We start from the raw sequence: 17,452 nt of genomic DNA, 5'->3' as shown, positions 1-17,452 counted from the left end.
TGTCCTATCCCGCTGCCCCGCCCGTGAAGTTCCACGACGCCAACCGCAGCGCCGGGGCCGACCAGTGCGAGGCACTCCAGCGCTCGGGCTCACCGACGGCGATCGGCCCGACGGCGGTGACGTTGCCGGGCGCCAGCGCGGCGGCGTACGCCTGCGTGAAGCGGAGGTTCGACAGAGCCTGGGTCACCTCGCCGTCCTCGATGAGCCAGAGCCCGTTGCGGGTGAGCCCAGTGACGGCGAGCGGCTTGGGGTCGAGCACCCGGGTGTACCAGAAGTCCGACACGAGGATTCCTCGCTCGATCCCCGCCACGAGCGCGGCTGCCGCCGGGTGCACGTGAGCCGCGGCATCGGTGACGTCGGCCGCTGGGCCGGGGGCGATGCCCGCGTTGAACGCCACCGGCTCGGTGGCGCCGGGAGCTCCCGAGTGGCCCGTCGAAGCCGCGCCCACGGCGGCGGCCGTGTGGCGGTCGTACGTGAGCGCGGCCGTCGTTCCGCCGTCGACGAGCAGGAGCCGGGACGTCGGAGTCCCCTCGGCGTCGAACGTCAGCCCGCTCTCCACCGGGTCGTCGACGATCGTGATCGACGGGTCGAACTGGGTGCCGCCGATCTCGGCGAACGACTGGCGTTGCTGCACCGACCGCCCGTTGAAGGCGAGGCCGGCCAACATCATGATGATGTCGGCCGTCGCCGACGGTTCCAGCACCACCTCGTAGCGCCCCGGTTCGAGGTCGACCTTGGTCGCCGCCGCGGCGCGGGCCTTGGCGGCAGCGCGGGCGCCGAGCTCGGCGCCGTCGATGTCGCCGAGGGCGAAGGTGGCGAGCCGGGCCACGCCGTCATTGCCGCCGTCACGGGCGATGCCGTCGCACGCCGCGCCGGCCACGGTGTTCACGCCGTGATGCCCCGCTGAGTTGGCGAACGTGGTGGTGACGCGGCGGTCGCGGCAATAGCCGGCGGCCTCGAGCCCTCCGGCGCCGTCGACGAAAGCCCGCACCAGGGCGGCCCGGTCGGCCGGACTGGACAGCGGCGCGAGCGTTCGTGCGTCCGGGAGGGTGACCGCCGGGGCGACACCGGGCCAGCCCGGGTCGCGCGGTCCGGTTCGCGCCGCCTCCAGCGTCGAGGCGACGAAGCCGTCGAGATCCTCAGGGGTCGCGCTCGACGTCGACGTGGTCACCGTGCGGCCGTCGACGTGCACACGCAGCACGGTGGTGGTCGACTCGTCGGCGACGTTCTGGTGGATGAACGAGTTGGCGAACCTCGTCAGTGCCAGCTCGTCGCGGACGACCGTCGCCTCCACCTCGGCACCGGGGGCCGCGGCGAGCACGGTCTCGACGATGCGTTCCGGCGCCACCTGCCTTCTCACGCCCGCACCCCCACCCGGACGTTGCGGAACCGGGCGGGCGCGGCCGGGTGGCCGGTGTGGCCGACCTGTCCCGGCTGCCCCTTGCCGCAGTTCGGCGTCCCCCACGGCCTGATCTCCGACGACAGCATGTCCATCGATTGCCAGAACTGCGGGCCGATACCGGTGTACGTCGGGTTCTTGAGCATCCTCCCGAGCACGCCGTCCTTCACCTCGTAGGCGATCTCGCAGCCGAACTGGAAGTTCAGCCGCCTGTCGTCGATGGACCACGAACGATTGGTCTCCATGAAGATGCCGTCACTCGTCGAGGCGATGATCTCGTCGAGGGTGTGGGGCCCCGGCTCGAGCCCGACGTTCGTCATCCTCACCATCGGCAGTCGGGCCCATCCGTCCGATCGGACACTGCCGCCGTAGTCCAACCCGGCGACCGCTGCGGAGTCACGGCCGGCGAGCACACCGACCCACGTCCCGTTCCGGACGGCGTCACGCGGCGCGGCGGGGGTTCCTTCGTCGTCGTAGCCGAACGAGCCGAGGGCGCCGGGGATCGTCGGGTCGATCGTGATGTTCATCAGCTCGGAGCCGTAGCGGAGGGATCCGAGCTGCGACAGGTCGAGCCACGACGTCCCGGCGAACGCCGCCTCCCAGCCGAGGATGCGGTCGAGCTCGATGGCGTGACCCACCGACTCGTGGATCTGCAGGGCGAGCTGCTCACCGCCGAGGATGAGGTCGGTCTCGCCCGCCGGGCAGGCCGGCGCGGCGAGCAGCTGGCGGGCCTCGGTCGCGATGCGGGCGGCGTTGCCGACGAGGTCGAGATCGACGATGCGCTCCCAGCCCCACGTCCCGAAGTCGCCGCGGCGCGACGGATAGGACCGGATCTGGGTCTCACCGTCGCCGATCACGGTCGCCGACATCCCGGCGCCGCACTCGCGGATGTGCTGGTCGACGCGGTGGCCTTGGCTCGACACGAACCACTTCCTGGTGTCCCACCCCTGGTAGTTGGCCTCGGCGATGTCGGCGCCGTGCTCGCGCAGGGCGTCGGTGGCGGCCACGAGGAGATCGGCCTTGGTGCTCAGCGAGACGCTGAACGGGTCGATCTCCGCCGCGCTCGACCAGCTGCCGGTGACGACCTCGAGCTCGAGCAGATCGACGGCGGGACCGGGCACCGCGGCGCTGGCTGCGGCGATCTCCGCGGCGCGTCGCCCGGCCGACTCGGTGGCGCCCTCGTCGAGGTCGGGCGCGGCGAAGAACCCCCAGCTCGATCCGACGAGGGCCCGCACGCCCACGCCGTGGTCCTCGTGCTGGGCGGCCTGCTCGACGTCGCCGTCGCGGGCGTCGAGCGCCTCGTACCGGCGGAACATCACCCGGGCGTCGGCATACCGCGCCCCGGCGGCGATCGCCGCGTCCACGGCGCGCGCCGCGGCATCGAAGTTGGTCATGGCGAGACCGTACCGTGACGGGTCGGGCCGGTTCCGCCAGTCAGGGAACCGCGCGTCCGGCCTCGATCGTTCAAGTGACGATGACCGACGACGACGCTCCGCCCAAGCCGGTGCGGCCCGCGCCCGCCGGTGGCGAGGAGCGGTCGTGGTCGACGGGCCCGTCGTCCCGGTGCGACAGACTCCGACGTGTGCGGAGGTCCGAAGCGACACGCGCCGGTGGTGAGGGCGACCGGGCCGACCAGGTCGACCGGTCGGACATCGCGGCGATCGCGGGCGGCGATCAGCAGGCGCTCGAGCGCCTCTACGAACGCCACCGCGGCCCCCTGGTCGCGTTCGTCGGGCACATCACGGGTGACCGTGGACTCGCCGAGGAGGTGCTGCAGGACACGCTGCTCGCCATCTGGCATCACGCCGGACGCTTCGAGCCCCGCGCCAGGGTGCGGACGTGGATGTACACGATCGCCCGGCGCAACGCGCTGAGCCGCCTCCGCCGCCGGCGCCCCGCCGTGACCGACGTCGGCGACCTCGACCCCGACGACGCCGTGTTCGCCTTCGAGTCCGGGGCCAACGGCCCGGGTCGCCGGTACACGTTCACCGCCGTGCTGGCCATCGGCGACGCCGAGCCGACGGAGATCACCTTCGACGTCGATGTTCTCGACGACGGCAACGTGATCGAGAGGGTCCAGGCCCGCACCCAGTACCGAGCCACGCCCGACACGGCACGGCTCGATCTCTGGCTCACCTGGAGATTCGACCAGTACGGCGTTCCGGTGACCATTCCGGCCGGCTGACCGGTTGGAGTAAGGATCGGGCCCGAGACACAGGCCCCCGATACCCTGAGCATGTGCGCGCGACGGACGACAAGTTGCCCATCAAGATGCTCGCCGACCGGCTGCTCGTGAAGATCCCCGAGGGCGACGCCGAACGGCGCAGCCAGGGCGGCATCCTCATCCCGGCGACCGCCCAGATGGCGAAGCGGCTGGTGTGGGCCGAGGTGGTGGCCAAGGGACAGAACGTCCGGGCCGCCGAGGTCGGCGACCTCGTGCTCTTCGGCCCGGAGGACCGCTACGAGGTCGAGGTCCAGGGCTGCGACTACATCATGCTGCGAGAGCGCGACCTGCACGCCGTCGCCGCCGAACGCATCGAAGCGTCGACCGGGCTCTACCTGTGATGCCGGCCATGACGCTCGACGAGATGCTCGCCGTCGTGACGTTCAACGACGACGGCCTGGTGCCGGCGATCGCCCAGGACGTCGACAACGGCGACGTGCTGATGATGGCGTGGATGAACGCCGAGAGCCTGCGTCGCACCCTGACCGAGGGGCGCATGGTCTACTGGAGCCGCAGCCGTCAGGAGCTGTGGCGCAAGGGCGACACGAGCGGCGACCACCAGACCGTCCGCGAGGCGTACTACGACTGCGACGGCGACACGCTGCTGTTCAAGGTCACCCAGCACGGCGGTGGTGCCTGCCACACCGGCAACCGCACGTGCTTCTTCCGCGCCTTCGACGTGTCCGTCGCCGACGCCGGAGCTCCCTCCGCCGGATGAACATCCACCCGACGCGGGACGAGTTCCACGCCCTCGCCGCCGAGTTCACCGTCGTCCCCGTCTACGCCGAGCTGCTCGCCGACCTCGAGACGCCGGTCGCCGCGTTCGCGAAGCTCGTCGGCGACGGTCAGGGCTTCCTCCTCGAGTCTGTGGAGCACGGGGAACGGTGGAGCCGCTTCTCGTTCGTCGGCCGCAACCCCGTGGCCACGCTCACGCTTCGCAACGGCGTGATCGACGTCGACGGCTCACCGGACGTGGAGGTGCCACGCGACCGGGGGATGCTCGCCGCCCTCGAGACCCTGCTCGCCACGTACCGGGCTCCCGACCTGCCCGATCTGCCGCCGCTGTCGGGCGGCTTGATGGGCTACCTCGGTTACGACGTGATCCGCGAGGTGGAGCGGCTGCCCAACGTCCCGACCGACGACCGTGGTCTCCCCGACGCGGTGATGAGCATGATCGGCTCGCTGGCGGCGTTCGACCACTGGCGCCAGCGGGTGACGCTCATCGAGAGCGTGCCCGTCCACGGCGCCGACCGGGAGCGGCTCGACGCCCTGTACGACGCAGCGATCTCGCGTGTGGAGGCGGCGGTCGCCGACCTCGGCCGGCCGCTGCCGTACGTCCCGGTGGCGCCTCCCGATCCCAGCGAGGAACGGCCGGTGGTCACCAGCTCGATGTCCGGTGGTGCGTACCAGACCGCCGTGAAGGTGGCCAAGGAGCACATCGTGGCCGGCGACATCTTCCAGGTCGTCCTGTCGCAGCGCTTCGACCTCGAGCTCGGGGCCGAGCCGTTCGACGTCTACCGGGTGCTGCGCCAGGTCAATCCGAGCCCGTACATGTACTTCCTGCGCGGCCCCGAGGTGACGATCGTCGGGTCGTCGCCCGAGCCGATGGTGCAGTTGCTCGACGGCACGGTGATCTCACGCCCGATCGCCGGGACCCGCAAACGGGGCACCAACGACGAGCACGACCGCCGCCTGGCTGCCGAGCTCACCGAGCACCCGAAGGAGCGGGCCGAGCACGTGATGCTCGTCGACCTCGCCCGCAACGACGTCGGCCGTGTGGCGAGGTTCGGCACCGTGCACGTCGACGAGTTGATGACCCTCGAGCGCTACAGCCACGTGATGCACCTCACGTCGCAGGTGTCGGGGGCGCTGAACGATGGTCTGGGACCGATCGACGTGCTGCGCGCCACGCTGCCCGCCGGCACGGTGAGCGGTGCGCCGAAGGTCCGGGCGATGGAGATCATCGACGACCTCGAGCCCGTCAAGCGGGGCCCGTACGCCGGTGTCGTCGGCTACGTCGACTGGAGCGGCAATCTCGACACGGCGATCGCCATCCGCACGATGTTCGTCGCCGCCAACGGCACAGCCAGCGTGCAGGCCGGTGCCGGCATCGTGGCCGACTCCGACCCCGACGACGAGGACCTCGAGTGCCACAACAAGGCGGCCGCCCTGCTGGCCGCCGTGCCGGCGGCGCGGCGTATGTCCGCCGTCCGCCGCAGCAGCTGAGCGTTACGGTTGGTGCCAGGCACCATCCGTAACGCCCGACCGGCGCGGATCAGACCACGACGTTGATCATCTTGCCGGGGACGACGATGACCTTCGTGGGCGTCACCCCGTCGAGCAGCTGCACGAGCCGCTGGTCGGCGAGGGCGGCGGCCTCGACGGCGTCCCGGTCGGCGTCGGCAGCCACGGTGATGCGCGTACGCACCTTGCCGTTGACCTGCACGGGATACTCCACGGTGTCGTCCACGAGCAGGGCCGGGTCGGCCTCGGGCAGCCGGGCGTAGGCGATGGTGCCGTCGTGGCCCAGCTTGCGCCACAGCTCCTCGCCGACATGCGGTGCGATCGGCGACAGCAGCAGCACCAGCGCCTCGGCCGCCTCGCGCGGCGTGGCGTCCAGCTTGGTGATGTGGTTGTTGAACTCGATCAGCTTGGCGATCGCCGTGTTGAAGCGCAGCGCCTCCATGTCGGCGCGCACGCCGTCGATGGTCCGGTGCATCACCCGCTGCGTCTCGGCGTCGGGCTCGACGTCGACCACACGGCACTCGCCAGTCGTCTCGTCGAGCACGTTGCGCCACACGCGCTGCAGGAAGCGGAACATGCCGACCACGTCGCGGGTTTCCCACGGTCGCGCCGCGTCGAGCGGGCCGCTGGCCATCAGATGCAGGCGCAGCGTGTCGGCGTCGTACTCCTCGTAGAACGTCTCGGGAGCGATGCCGTTCTTCTTCGACTTGCCCATCCGGCCCCACTGCTTGGTGACCGGCTTGACCGAGCCGTCGGGAGCCGTGTACGTGTACGACCCGTCGGCTTCCTCGACCACGTCACGGGCGGGCACCCAGATCTCACGCTCGTCCTTGAACGCCGGCGCCTGGACGTCGCCCTGGTTGAACAGGCGCGAGTACGGCTCGGCCGACGAGACGTGACCCAGGTCGTAGAGCACCTTGTGCCAGAAGCGCGAGTACAGCAGGTGCAGCACGGCGTGCTCGACCCCACCGACGTACAGGTCGACGCCGCCGGGGTGGTCGGGACGCACGTCGGTGAGCGGGCCCATCCAGTAGCGCTCGACTTCGGGGTCGACGAACCGTTCCGTGTTGGTGGGGTCGAGATAGCGCAGCTCGTACCAGCACGATCCGGCCCACTGCGGCATCACGTTCGTCTCGCGGCGGTAGGGCTGCGGCCCGCGACCGTCGCCCAGGTCGAGCGTGACGTTCACCCAGTCGGTCAGGCGATCGAGCGGGCTCTCGGGGTTGGACTCCTCGTCGTCGGGGTCGAACGTGCGCGGCGCGAAGCTGTCGGTGTCGGGCAGCGTCAGCGGCAGCATCTCGTCGGGCAGCAGGTGGGCGATGCCGTCGCGGTCCCACACGATGGGGAACGGCTCACCCCAGTAGCGCTGGCGGCTGAACAGCCAGTCGCGCAGCTTGTAGTTGACGGTGGCCTCGCCGAATCCGTTGTTCTCCAGCCACTCGTTGACGATGCGGATGCCGTCGTCCACCGACGTCAGCCCGTCGAGGCTGATGTCGTGGTTGGCCGAGTTGACGTACGGGGCGTCGCCGACGAAGGCCGTACGCCAGCGGCGGGTGTCCAGCGTCGGATCGATGCCCTGGCGCTCGAACCACTCGTCCGGCGGCTCCTGGATGGCCGGGATGTCCAGGCCGTACACCGTGGCGAACTCGAAGTCTCGCTCGTCGCCGCACGGAACGGCCATGATGGCGCCGGTGCCGTAGCCCATCAGCACGTAGTCGGCCACCCAGATCGGGATGTCCTTGCCCGTCGCCGGGTTGGTGGCGTACGAGCCCGTGAACACACCGGTCTTCTGGCGGTCACCTGCGGTGCGCTCAGCCTCGGCGAACCCGGCGACGTCGCGGCGGTACTGCACCACCTGGGCGGCCATTTGCGAGGTCGTCAGATCGGGGACCAGCGGATGTTCGGGGGCGAGCACGAGGAACGTGGCGCCGAACAGGGTGTCGGGCCGCGTGGTGAACACGGTGATGTCGCCGGCGGGCGACTCGAAGTCGATGCGGGCGCCGGGGGAGCGACCGATCCAGTTGCGCTGCATCGTCTTCAGCGAGTCGGTCCAGTCGAGGCGGTCGAGGTCCTCGAGCAGGCGGTCGGCGTAGGCCGTGATGCGCATCATCCACTGGCGCATGTTGCGCTTGAACACCGGGAAGTTGCCGCGGTCGCTGCGCCCGTCGGCGGTCACCTCTTCGTTGGCGACGACCGTGCCCAGCCCGGGGCACCAGTTGACCGGCGCATCGGCCACGTACGCAAGGCGGTAGCCGTCGACGATGTCGGCCCGCTCGGCCTTGTTCAGCGACGACCAGCTCCGCCCGTCGAACGTCTCGCGCTCGCCCGACTCGAACTCGGCGATCAGCTCGGCGATCGGCCGGGCCGAACCGCTGCCGCCGTCGTGGCGCGTGGCCTCGGGGTCGTACCAGGAGTCGTGGATGCGGCCGAAGATCCACTGTGTCCAGCGGTAGTAGGCGGGGTCGATGGTCTCGATCGACCGGCGTGGGTCGTAGCTCATGCCGAGGCGACGCAGCTGGCGGCGGTAGGTGGCGACCGCCGCCTCGGTGGTGATGGCCGGGTGCTGACCGGTCTCGACGGCGTACTGCTCGGCGGGCAGGCCGAAGGCGTCGTAGCCCATCGTGTAGAGGACGTTGCGGCCGGCCATGCGCTGGTAGCGGCAATAGACGTCGGTGCCCGTGTAGCCCAGCGGGTGGCCGACGTGCAGGCCCTCGCCCGAGGGATACGGGAACATGTCGAGGACGAACAGCTTCTCGCCGTCGGCGTTGGGGTGCGTCGGGTCGGCCAGATCGCCCACGGGGTTGGGCGTGTGGAACGTCCCGTGCTCCTCCCACCAGTCCTGCCAGCGCTGCTCGATCTCGTTGCCGAGTGCCGAGGTGTAGCGGAACGGGGCGCGTTCGTCGTCGATGGCGGCGGGGTCGGCTGACTCGGTGCTCATAGCGACCGATCAGCCTACGACCCGTCCCGGCCTCTGAGCAGGTCCGTTGACGAGTCCGTCGGCGTCGGCGGGGCATCGGGCCCTCGCCGGTGGCCCTGCTCCGGAGGCCGCGACCAGTAGCGTCGTGTGGCGTATGACTGCGACCCTCGCCGCTGGATCGGTGATCCAGCGGCTCGAAGCGGCGGCCGACCGGCCGACCGGTGTGCGGTTCGTCGGGGCGTCCGTCACGCCCGACGGCCAACCGGTCCACGTGCCGTGGCGCCAGATCCACGACGAAGCCAGGGCGGTGGGCGCCGCCCTCCAGGCCCGGGGGCTCATCCCGGGTGATCACGTGGCCATCCTCGGGCCGACGAGCCGGGCGCTGATCACCACCGTGCGCGGCTGCTGGATGGCCGGGATCGCCTCGATGGTGCTCCCGCTGCCGATGCGCATGGGATCGCTCGAGGAGTTCGTCAACTCCACCCGATCGCGCATCCGCCACGGCGACGCCAAGCTCCTGCTCATCGACGACCAGCTCGCCGGGTTCTACGAGGCCGCCCCCGGCGATCCGCCCACCGAGCCGCTCAGCGCCATGCTTCCCGGGGCGCCGAACGTGCCGAGTGGCGATGCCCTCGAAGTCCCCGCGCCCGACCCCGATCGCCTCGTCATCCTCCAGTACACGAGCGGCTCGACCAGCGAGCCCAAGGGCGTGATGATCCCCGATCGCGTGCTGACGGCGAACATCGACGCCTGCTCCGAGGCCGCCCAGCTCACCGCCGACGAGGTGATGGTGTCGTGGCTGCCTCTGTACCACGACATGGGATTGGTGGGCTTCCTGTCGATCCCGATGACCGCCGGCGTCGAACTGGTCCAAGCCGCCCCGCAGGACTTCCTCGCCAAGCCGGGCGCCTGGATGCAGTGGATCTCCGACCATCGGGGGACGGCCACGGCCGGTCCCAACTTCGCCTGGGTGCTCGCCACCCGGGCGCTCAAGCGGGCCGCCCCGCTCGATCTGTCGTCGCTCACGCTGGCTCTGTCGGGTGCCGAACCGGTCGATCCGGCCGCCGTCGATGCGTTCGTTGCCGCCGCCGAGCCGCACGGGTTCCGTGCCGGCAGCGTGTTCCCGGCGTTCGGCATGGCCGAGGTCGCCATCGGCGGCGCGTTCCCGCCGCGGGGCCGCGGAGTTCTGTACGACACCGTCGACCGCACGGTGCTCGAGCGCCAGCACGTGGCCAAGCCCGTCGAGGTCGATGATCCCGACGAGCTCGCCCTCACGGCCCGCCGCCTGGCCCTGCTCGGCCCGCCGGTCCCGGGCCTCGAGTTCAAGGTGGTCGATCCCGACACGTTCGAGGCGCGCCCCAATCGTCACGTCGGCGAGCTGTTCATCCGCGGCACGTCGGTCACGCCCGGCTACTACAAGCGACCCGACGCCACCGAGGCGCTGTTCCACGACGGGTGGTTGCGCACCGGTGATCTCGCCTACCTCGTCGACGGCGAGTTGGTGCTGTGCGGCCGCATCAAAGACGTCATCATCGTCGGCGGCCGCAACGTGTATCCCGAGGACATCGAGCGGGCGGTGGGCGGCGTGCCCGGCGTCCGCACCGGCAACGTCATCGCCATCGGCGTCGAGGGCTACAAGGGCAAAGAGAGCGTCGTCGTTGTCGCCGAAGTGCGCCTCGACGCACGTCACGGCTCGGTGCGCCTGGCCGACGGGATCGACCTCGAGACCGTGCGGTCCGACGTCCATCACCGCACGCTCGAGGTGTGTGGTCTGCCGCCCCGCGACGTGATGCTCGTCCAGCCCGGGTCGCTGCCCAAGACGTCGTCGGGCAAGCTGCAGCGCGCCAAGTGCCGTGAGCAGTACCTCGACGAAGAGCTCGCCCTGGCGTGAGGGTCTTCGCGTCGGAACGGCACCGGGGCCACGATCCCGAGCACGAGATCGAGTCGTCGGGGTTCCAGCCGCCGTTCGAGAATCCGCACCGGGCCGACGTGATCCGCGCCGCCCTCGATGGCGCCGGCGGGTTCGACGTCGCCGAGCCGGCCGAGTGGGGGACGGCGCCGATCGAGGCCGTCCACGACCCCGGACTGGTGCGCTTCCTGGCGACGGCATGGGACGAGTACCAGCGAGAGGTGCGCCCCGTTCACGACGTGGTGCCCGACGTCTTCGCCATGCCCGGGCTGCGCAACCGCATGGGCGGCATGGCCGCGGTCCGGGAGCCGGCCAGGGTGTCGGCCCGTCTCGGCTGGTGGTGCTTCGAGACCACCACGCCACTCACCGAGGGCACGTACGACGCCGCTCGGTCGGCGGTCGACATCGCCCTGTCGTCGGCCGATGCCGTGGCGGCCGGCGAGTCGATCGTCTACGGCCTCTGCCGGCCGCCCGGTCACCACGCCGCGACGTCCCTGTACGGCGGCTACTGCTTCTTCAACAACGCAGCGATCGCGGCCGACCATCTGGCCCGCACCACCGGGTCGAGGATCGCCCTGCTCGACGTCGACTATCACCACGGCAACGGCACCCAGGAGATCTTCTACGAGCGTGACGACGTGGCCTTCGTATCGCTGCACGGCGACCCCGCCCGCGCCTACCCCTACCACCTCGGCTACGCCGACGAGACCGGCGCCGGCCGCGGGACCGGCACCACGGTCAATCTGCCGTTGCCGGCCCGCCTCGACGACGACGGCTACCTCGCCGCTCTCGACCAGGCACTCGACGCGATCGACCGCTTCGACCCCGCCGTCGTGGTGGTGTCGCTCGGCCTCGACACGTTCGACGGCGATCCGATCTGCGATCTGGCCCTGACCACCGAGGGCTTCGGTCGCTGCGGCGCCGCCGTCGCAGCCCGCGGCCGCCCGCTGGTGGTGCTCCAGGAGGGTGGCTACGCCGACGCCGCCCTCGGCGACAACGTCGTCAGCTGGCTCCACGGCGCCTCGAGCGCCTCGAGCAGTCGCGAAGTGTGAGCTGACAACGCGGGTCTGCGCGTCCGGAGCTCACACTTCGCGCTCGTGGCTCGAGTCGCTCGGAGGCGCCGCGGGCGGGCCGCGGCCGGACGGTCAGGCGGCCTTGATGGCGTCGAGGACGGAGCGCCAGCGATCGGGATCGCTCTTGTACGGCGCGTAGAACGAGATGCGGCTCACCACGTCGCCGAAGCGCCGCTTGAGCTCGGGCGCGATCGACTCGGGCGGACCGACCACGGCGAACGTGTTGAGGATCTCGTCGGTGATCAGCTCACCCATCTTGGCCCACTCTCCGGCCTTGGACAGCGCGTTGAGCTCGTCCTGCAGGCCGCCCCATCCGTGCAGTTCGAGGACCGGGCGGTACGCCGGCGTCGAACCGTAGAAGGCGATCTGCTGGCGGGTGCCGATGGCGGCCTTCTCCAGTTCCTCGTCGTTGTTGCCGGTGACGACGAAGCTCGGACCGCTGATCTCGTAGCCCTCCATCGTCTTGCCGGCCTTGGCCCGGCCCGCTTCGAGCGCCTGCAGCGTGACCTCGCGCAGGTAGCGCTCGGTGGTGAACCCGTGGCAGATGAACCCGTCGCACACCTCGCCGGCCACCTCGGTCATGACCGGGCCGACACCGGCGAGGAAGATCTTGGGCACCCCGAAGTCACCGAGATCGGACGCCTCGGGAGTGAAGAACGGCGTCATCAGGGTGTGGGTGTAGAACTCGCCGCGGAACTGCAGTGGCGTGCCGTTCTGCCAGGTGTCCCAGATCGCCCGGACGGCGAGGATCATCTCGCGCATGCGGGCCGCGGGGCGGCTCCACTCCATCGAGAAGCGCTTGGTGATGTGCGGCTTGATCTGGCTGCCGAGGCCGAGGATGAACCGCCCCTTCGACACCGCCTGGAGGTCCCAGCCGAGGTTGGCGAGCAGCATCGGATTGCGGGCGAAGGCGACGGCGATGCCGGTGCCGAGCTCGATCTCGCTGGTCGTCGTGGCGGCGAGCACGTGGGGCAGGAACGGGTCGTGGGACGTCTCGGCCGTCCACGCGCCCGAATACCCCGCCTGCTCGAGTTCGGCGGCGCTGCGCCCCGCATCGCCGAGATTTCCTGCTGCCAATCCTCCGTCGACCTTCATGGCGCCGACTGTACGGCTCGCTGCCGCGCCGCCGAGAGTCGGCGCGCTACTTCTGGTCGCGGAGGAAGCGCTCCACCTCGGCGGCGATCTCGTCGCCCGAACGCAGCTCGAGCGCCGGTCCGCCGGCCTCCTCCTCGGCCGCACTGTCGTCGTGGAGCCGTTCGAGGCGAGCCACCATCTGGGCGTGCTCCTCGTTGCTGGCGACGAGGTGGTCGAGCCGCTCGCGTTGCACTGCGACCTCTCGCCGCAGCAGCTGGGCCGGTACGGAGACGCCGGTGGTGGCCTCGAGGGCGTCGAGCAGGGCCACCGACGCGGCCGGATACGACATCGCCGCCACGTAGTGGGGGACCTGCGCCCAGATCCCCGCCGACGGGATGCCCTGGTTGTGCAGCGTCGTCTCGATGGCCGCCGCGACACCCGCGGGTACGTCGACCGAGCTCACGGCGTAGCCGAACGTGGCGAGCATGTCGGGCGACGGCGACGTGGCCGTGACCCGCGTTGGCCGGGTGTGAGGTGTGGCGAACGGGTAGGCGCCGAGGGCCGTCATCGACTGCACGCCGAAGCGTTGGGCGAGGGCGCCGATCGTGTCGGAGAAGCGGTGCCACGCCATGTCCGGTTCGGGCCCCGTCAAGAGGAGGACGTCGACCCCGTTGGCGTCGCGGCCGTGCAGGAGTCGGGGCGACGTCCAGACCAGCCGCGTGCTCACGCCGCCGCGGATCTCGAGCGTGGGCCGCCGGGCCCGGTAGTCGATGTACAGGTCGTCGTCGAACGTCACGATCTCCCGGGCGTCGGTCTCCGCCTCGATCGCGGCCATCGCGGCCGCCGCGGCTCCGCTCGCGTCGATCCAACCCTCGAGCATCACCACGAGCCGGGGACGCTCGAGCTCCGGCGGCTCGATCGTGAATCGATGATCAGCCATGACGTCGGAAAGGCATCAGAACAGCTGCTGGGTGAGGCGCTTGCGGTACTGAGCGGTGCGGGGATCCTCGGCGCCCATCAGCTCGAGGATGTCGACGAACTTCTGACGCGCCTCGTCGTCGGCCTTCACCTGCGGGAGGAGTTCGGTGAGTTGCCGGTCGAAGTCGTCGGTGGGGGCGTTGCCGAGACGGGCGGCGGCAGCCACCTGCCTGGTCGCCTCCGTCTCGGGGATGCGCTCGAGGAGCGCGAGCGCTTCGTCGAACCCGCCCTGCTCGACGAGGAGGGAAGCCAGGGCCACGACGGCGCTCTCGTTGCCCGGTTCGAGCTCGACCGCCTTGCGGAGGCTCGCCTCGTCACCGGCCTCGATCAGTGAGGAGACGAGTGACTGGGCAGGCGTGGGCAACAGGGCGTCCACCCAGCGCTGCACCTCGTGCTCGGGCTGGGCGCCGAGGAACCCGTCGACGATCTGGCCGTCGCGCATCGCATACACGGCTGGGATCGACTGCACCTGGAACGCCCGGGCGATGCCGGGGTTGGCGTCGACGTCGACCTTGACGAGGACGGCCTTGCCGTCGGTGGCGTCGACGACCTTCTCGAGGATGGGGCCGAGGGTGCGACACGGACCGCACCATTCCGCCCACAGGTCGATGATGACCGGCACCTCGGCCGACTTGTTGATGACCTCGGTCTGGAACGTGGCATCGGTGACGTCGATCGACATGCACGAAACGGTATCGGCCGAGAGCGCCGAGGCCATGAGTGGCTGTTCTCGGGTTCCGGCACCACCGCAGCGCGCCTCCGCGTGACGTCGGCCGCACGTGCCGCGTACACTGGTGGCGCCGACGTCTCCCGAGTCAGCACGCCGCGCCCCGGAAAACATCCGGGCCCGACGGCGACGACACCGAGGAGGCCGCCATGGCCGTTGCCCCCGCATCGCCGCACCGATCCGCCGACGACGGCGAGTCCGGTGCCGACGAGGCCGACCGTTCTCCATCCCCGAGAGGCCCGACCGCGGCTGCTGAGCTGGTCGAACGGTTGCGGCTGTGGGTCCGCTGGATCGGTCCGGGGCGCCTGCTGGCGTCGACCGGGGCCGTGGCGATCGTCGTCGCGCTCGGGTGGTGGTTGCTGCGGTCCCCGGCGCCGCCGACCGAGGCGCGGCTGCCGTCGGCGGCCTCGTCCCCGACCTCGCCGGGCGATCCGGTGGGCAGCGCCCCCGGCGGCCGAACGGATGTGACCGGCACCCTCGTGCCGGGTCCGTCCACGTCGCTCGCCGACCTCGTCGTGCACGTCGCCGGCGCCGTGAACGCACCGGGCGTCTTCGAGTTGCCGGCGGGGGCGCGGGTCGGCGACGCCGTCGCCGCGGCGGGCGGGGCGTCCGCCGACGGGGACCCTGACGCACTGAACCTGGCGGCGCCGCTGGTCGATGGAGATCGGGTGGCCGTGCCGGTCCGGGGTGCGGTGCCGGTCGGCGCCGGTGCCGGCGGCGGCGTCACCAACGCGGCCGCAGGCCAGCGGTCCGGCCCGGTCAACGTCAACACGGCGAGCGCCTCCGATCTCGAGGGGCTGCCGGGGGTCGGACCAGCGACGGCGGCGGCGATCGTCGCCCACCGGGAGGCGAACGGGCCGTTCGCGTCGGTCGACGACCTGGAATCGGTGCGCGGCATCGGCCCGGCCAAGCTCGAGGCCCTGCGCGATGCGGTGACGGTGTGAGTCCCTTACGGGACCGCTCAGATCACCTGCGTGACGAGGCTCGTGTTGGTGAGCACGCCACCGAGCACGATGGCCACGATGGCTCCCACCACAACGGCGGCGGCGAGCCATCCGTAGGCCCGCCAGTAGTCGCGGAACAGGGCCACCGGGTTGCGTGTGGCGACTCTCGACGCCACGAAGCCGACGACCAGCCAGATCGGGATCGACAGGACCACGCCGATCGGGCGCTCCGATTCGAGGGCGAAGGGGTAGCCCACGGCCAACAGACCGGGCGCCGAGCTGAGCCGGAGCAACAGTGTGGACCAGCCGCGAACGCGTCCGCTGAGCACCGACCGCACGATGATGTCGAGCAGCCAGAGGGCGACGGGCAGGACGAGGGCGAGGAATGGTCCGAACGTGCGGATGCGGGCCCGGTACCAGAGGGGGCCTTCGAACACGGGATCCGTCATGGGTGAACCTGTGTCGGGAGCCGCAGGGGGTGTGGCTACGAGCACGTCGGGAGAGTCTAGGTTGACCGGCCGTCGCGGGGGCGGAGCCCGGCGACGTTTCCTCGCCCCCGGTGAACCGGCCGTCGCGATCGTCGCCGCGGTGGTGGTGTCGATCGCCGTGTGGCGTGGAGCCGGTCCGGAGCTGTTCGTCGCCGTGGGGGTCGCCGTCGCCGGCGTGCGGCGGGCCGCCTTCGCGGTGGTGCTCGTGACGTGTTGCGCCGTCGGTGTGGTCCGGGCCGATCGGGAGGATGCCGGGTTGCAGCCCGATCGCCTCGGGCCGTTCGCCGGCTGGGCGACCGTCGCACTCGACCCGGCCCCGGCCCACGGGGCCACACGCGTCGTTCTGCAGATCGAGGGCGAGCGGTTCGAAGCATGGGAGCGGGGTCGGGCGGCGCGGCTGCGGGTCGGCGAGTGGAACCAGGGCGATGTCGTGTGGGCGGTGGGTGAGCGGGTGCCGCTCGACGGGGACCGGGCGGGGCGCGTGGCCTGGCAGCACGTCGTCGGCGGGTTCGATCGGGAGTACTACGGCGACCGCGTGCCCGGGCGACCGCTGGCCGTGGCCGCCAACCGCGTACGCCGACTCGTCGCCGACGGCACCGGGGTGCTGCCGGCTCCCCGGGCGGCGCTCGCCCGCGGCCTCATCATCGGCGACGACCGTGACCAGCCGCCCGACATGGTCGAGCGATTCCGCGTGAGCGGACTGTCGCACCTCACGGCCGTATCCGGCCAGAACGTGGCTTTTGTCGTCGCGGCCGCCGGGCCGTTGCTGCGGCGGCTGCGGCCGGGGCCGCGCCTGTTCGCGACCGTCGCGCTCATCGGCTGGTTCGTCGTGCTGACGCGGGCCGAGCCGTCCATCCTGCGGGCCGGCACGATGGCCGGCGTCGGCGCCGTCGCCTTCGCCACGGGGCGGGAACGGGAGCCGCCACGCCTGCTGGCGATCTCGGTCATCGGGCTCCTGCTCGTCGACCCCTTGCTCGTTCGCTCGATCGGCTTCTGGCTGTCGGTCGGTGCCACCGCGGGGGTCACGATGCTGGCGCCGACCCTCGTGCGGGTGCTGAAGCCGCTCGGCCGTCTCGCCCTACCGCTCGGTGTCACCCTCGGCGCCCAGATCGGCGTGGCCGTGCCGAGCCTGCTCGTCTTCGGCCGCCTGTCGGCGGTGGGCACCGTCGCCAACCTCGCTGCCGTCCCCGTGGCCGGCGCCGTGATGCTCTACGGGCTGCCGGCCTCGCTGCTCGCCGGCGCGGCCGGCCTCACGGCCCCCGCGTTGATGATTCCTGTCGACCTCGGCGTCCGCTGGGTCGACGGCGTGGCCCGGGTGGCGGCGCGGCTGGACCCGCCGCCCACCCTCAACGCCGCCGGGTGGATCCTCGTCGTCGGCGTCGTCGCACGGTGCACGCGGCGCACGGCGGAACGCCCGGGCGCGGGGAGGGAACGTGACGACCCTCTGTCACAATGACGCCACCATGAGTCGGGTG

Annotated in this window: 15 protein-coding genes; 8 read left to right on the top strand and 7 right to left on the bottom strand. The window is 71.3% G+C overall.

Annotated elements, in window-relative coordinates; genetic code table 11:
- Nucleotides 1-4: 4 nt before the first annotated feature.
- Both DN771_RS12715 and DN771_RS12710 read right to left on the bottom strand, forming a co-directional pair.
- A complete protein-coding gene (locus DN771_RS12715) occupies nt 5-1,360 on the bottom strand; it encodes a metallopeptidase TldD-related protein (RefSeq protein WP_116997873.1) in 1,356 nt (451 codons plus the stop codon).
- Nucleotides 1,357-2,793, bottom strand: a complete 1,437-nt coding sequence (locus DN771_RS12710; RefSeq protein ID WP_116997872.1) for a TldD/PmbA family protein — start codon at nt 2,791-2,793, stop codon at nt 1,357-1,359. The genes DN771_RS12715 and DN771_RS12710 overlap by 4 nt, the downstream gene beginning before the upstream one ends.
- Nucleotides 2,794-2,981: 188 nt before the next feature.
- Here DN771_RS12710 and DN771_RS12705 point away from each other — a divergent pair, with 188 nt between their 5' ends.
- From DN771_RS12705 to trpE, 4 genes are all read left to right on the top strand, one after another.
- Nucleotides 2,982-3,584 carry an RNA polymerase sigma factor gene (locus DN771_RS12705; protein WP_162941878.1) on the top strand — a complete coding sequence of 201 codons (603 nt, stop codon included), beginning with the start codon at nt 2,982-2,984 and terminating at the stop codon, nt 3,582-3,584.
- An 86-nt stretch (nt 3,585-3,670) separates the two neighbouring features.
- Nucleotides 3,671-3,964 carry a GroES family chaperonin gene (locus DN771_RS12700; protein WP_116998013.1) on the top strand — a complete coding sequence of 98 codons (294 nt, stop codon included), beginning with the start codon at nt 3,671-3,673 and terminating at the stop codon, nt 3,962-3,964.
- Between the two features lie 8 nt (nt 3,965-3,972).
- Nucleotides 3,973-4,341 carry a phosphoribosyl-AMP cyclohydrolase gene (hisI, locus tag DN771_RS12695; protein ID WP_205528563.1) on the top strand — a complete coding sequence of 123 codons (369 nt, stop codon included), beginning with the start codon at nt 3,973-3,975 and terminating at the stop codon, nt 4,339-4,341.
- On the top strand, nt 4,338-5,849 hold the full coding sequence (gene trpE, locus DN771_RS12690; RefSeq protein WP_116997866.1) for an anthranilate synthase component I: 1,512 nt from the start codon (nt 4,338-4,340) through the stop codon (nt 5,847-5,849). Before hisI ends, trpE begins: the two co-directional genes overlap by 4 nt.
- 49 nt (nt 5,850-5,898) lie before the next feature.
- Here the strand turns inward: trpE and leuS are convergent, their stop codons facing one another.
- On the bottom strand, nt 5,899-8,805 hold the full coding sequence (leuS, locus tag DN771_RS12685) for a leucine--tRNA ligase (protein ID WP_116997864.1): 2,907 nt from the start codon (nt 8,803-8,805) through the stop codon (nt 5,899-5,901).
- A 133-nt stretch (nt 8,806-8,938) separates the two neighbouring features.
- Here leuS and DN771_RS12680 point away from each other — a divergent pair, with 133 nt between their 5' ends.
- Together DN771_RS12680 and DN771_RS12675 are read left to right on the top strand one after the other, a co-directional pair.
- Nucleotides 8,939-10,675 carry an AMP-binding protein gene (locus tag DN771_RS12680; protein ID WP_116997862.1) on the top strand — a complete coding sequence of 579 codons (1,737 nt, stop codon included), beginning with the start codon at nt 8,939-8,941 and terminating at the stop codon, nt 10,673-10,675.
- Nucleotides 10,672-11,745, top strand: a complete 1,074-nt coding sequence (locus DN771_RS12675; protein WP_116997860.1) for a histone deacetylase family protein — start codon at nt 10,672-10,674, stop codon at nt 11,743-11,745. Before DN771_RS12680 ends, DN771_RS12675 begins: the two co-directional genes overlap by 4 nt.
- 93 nt (nt 11,746-11,838) lie before the next feature.
- Here DN771_RS12675 and DN771_RS12670 read toward each other — a convergent pair whose 3' ends face one another.
- The 3 genes from DN771_RS12670 to DN771_RS12660 are packed head-to-tail and all read right to left on the bottom strand — an operon-like array spanning nt 11,839 to nt 14,500.
- Nucleotides 11,839-12,861 carry an LLM class F420-dependent oxidoreductase gene (locus DN771_RS12670; RefSeq protein ID WP_116997859.1) on the bottom strand — a complete coding sequence of 341 codons (1,023 nt, stop codon included), beginning with the start codon at nt 12,859-12,861 and terminating at the stop codon, nt 11,839-11,841.
- A gap of 46 nt (nt 12,862-12,907) precedes the next feature.
- A complete protein-coding gene (locus tag DN771_RS12665; protein WP_116997856.1) occupies nt 12,908-13,780 on the bottom strand; it encodes a proteasome assembly chaperone family protein in 873 nt (290 codons plus the stop codon).
- A 15-nt stretch (nt 13,781-13,795) separates the two neighbouring features.
- A complete protein-coding gene (locus DN771_RS12660) occupies nt 13,796-14,500 on the bottom strand; it encodes a tetratricopeptide repeat protein (RefSeq protein WP_116997854.1) in 705 nt (234 codons plus the stop codon).
- Between the two features lie 194 nt (nt 14,501-14,694).
- On the opposite strand from DN771_RS12660, the gene DN771_RS12655 reads away from it, so the two are divergent.
- Entirely contained in the window at nt 14,695-15,489 is a 795-nt protein-coding gene (locus DN771_RS12655; RefSeq protein WP_116997851.1) for a ComEA family DNA-binding protein, read from the top strand.
- 17 nt (nt 15,490-15,506) lie between these two features.
- On the opposite strand, the gene DN771_RS12650 is transcribed toward DN771_RS12655, so the two are convergent.
- Entirely contained in the window at nt 15,507-15,938 is a 432-nt protein-coding gene (locus DN771_RS12650) for a hypothetical protein (RefSeq protein WP_162941877.1), read from the bottom strand.
- Between the two features lie 61 nt (nt 15,939-15,999).
- Here DN771_RS12650 and DN771_RS12645 point away from each other — a divergent pair, with 61 nt between their 5' ends.
- Nucleotides 16,000-17,433: a ComEC/Rec2 family competence protein gene (locus DN771_RS12645; protein ID WP_162941876.1), complete on the top strand. Its 1,434-nt coding sequence runs from the start codon at nt 16,000-16,002 to the stop codon at nt 17,431-17,433.
- Nucleotides 17,434-17,452 lie beyond the last annotated feature (19 nt).

Source organism: Desertimonas flava (assembly GCF_003426815.1).
Lineage (GTDB): Bacteria > Actinomycetota > Acidimicrobiia > Acidimicrobiales > Ilumatobacteraceae > Desertimonas > Desertimonas flava.
This window is presented reverse-complemented; position numbering and strand designations above follow the sequence as displayed.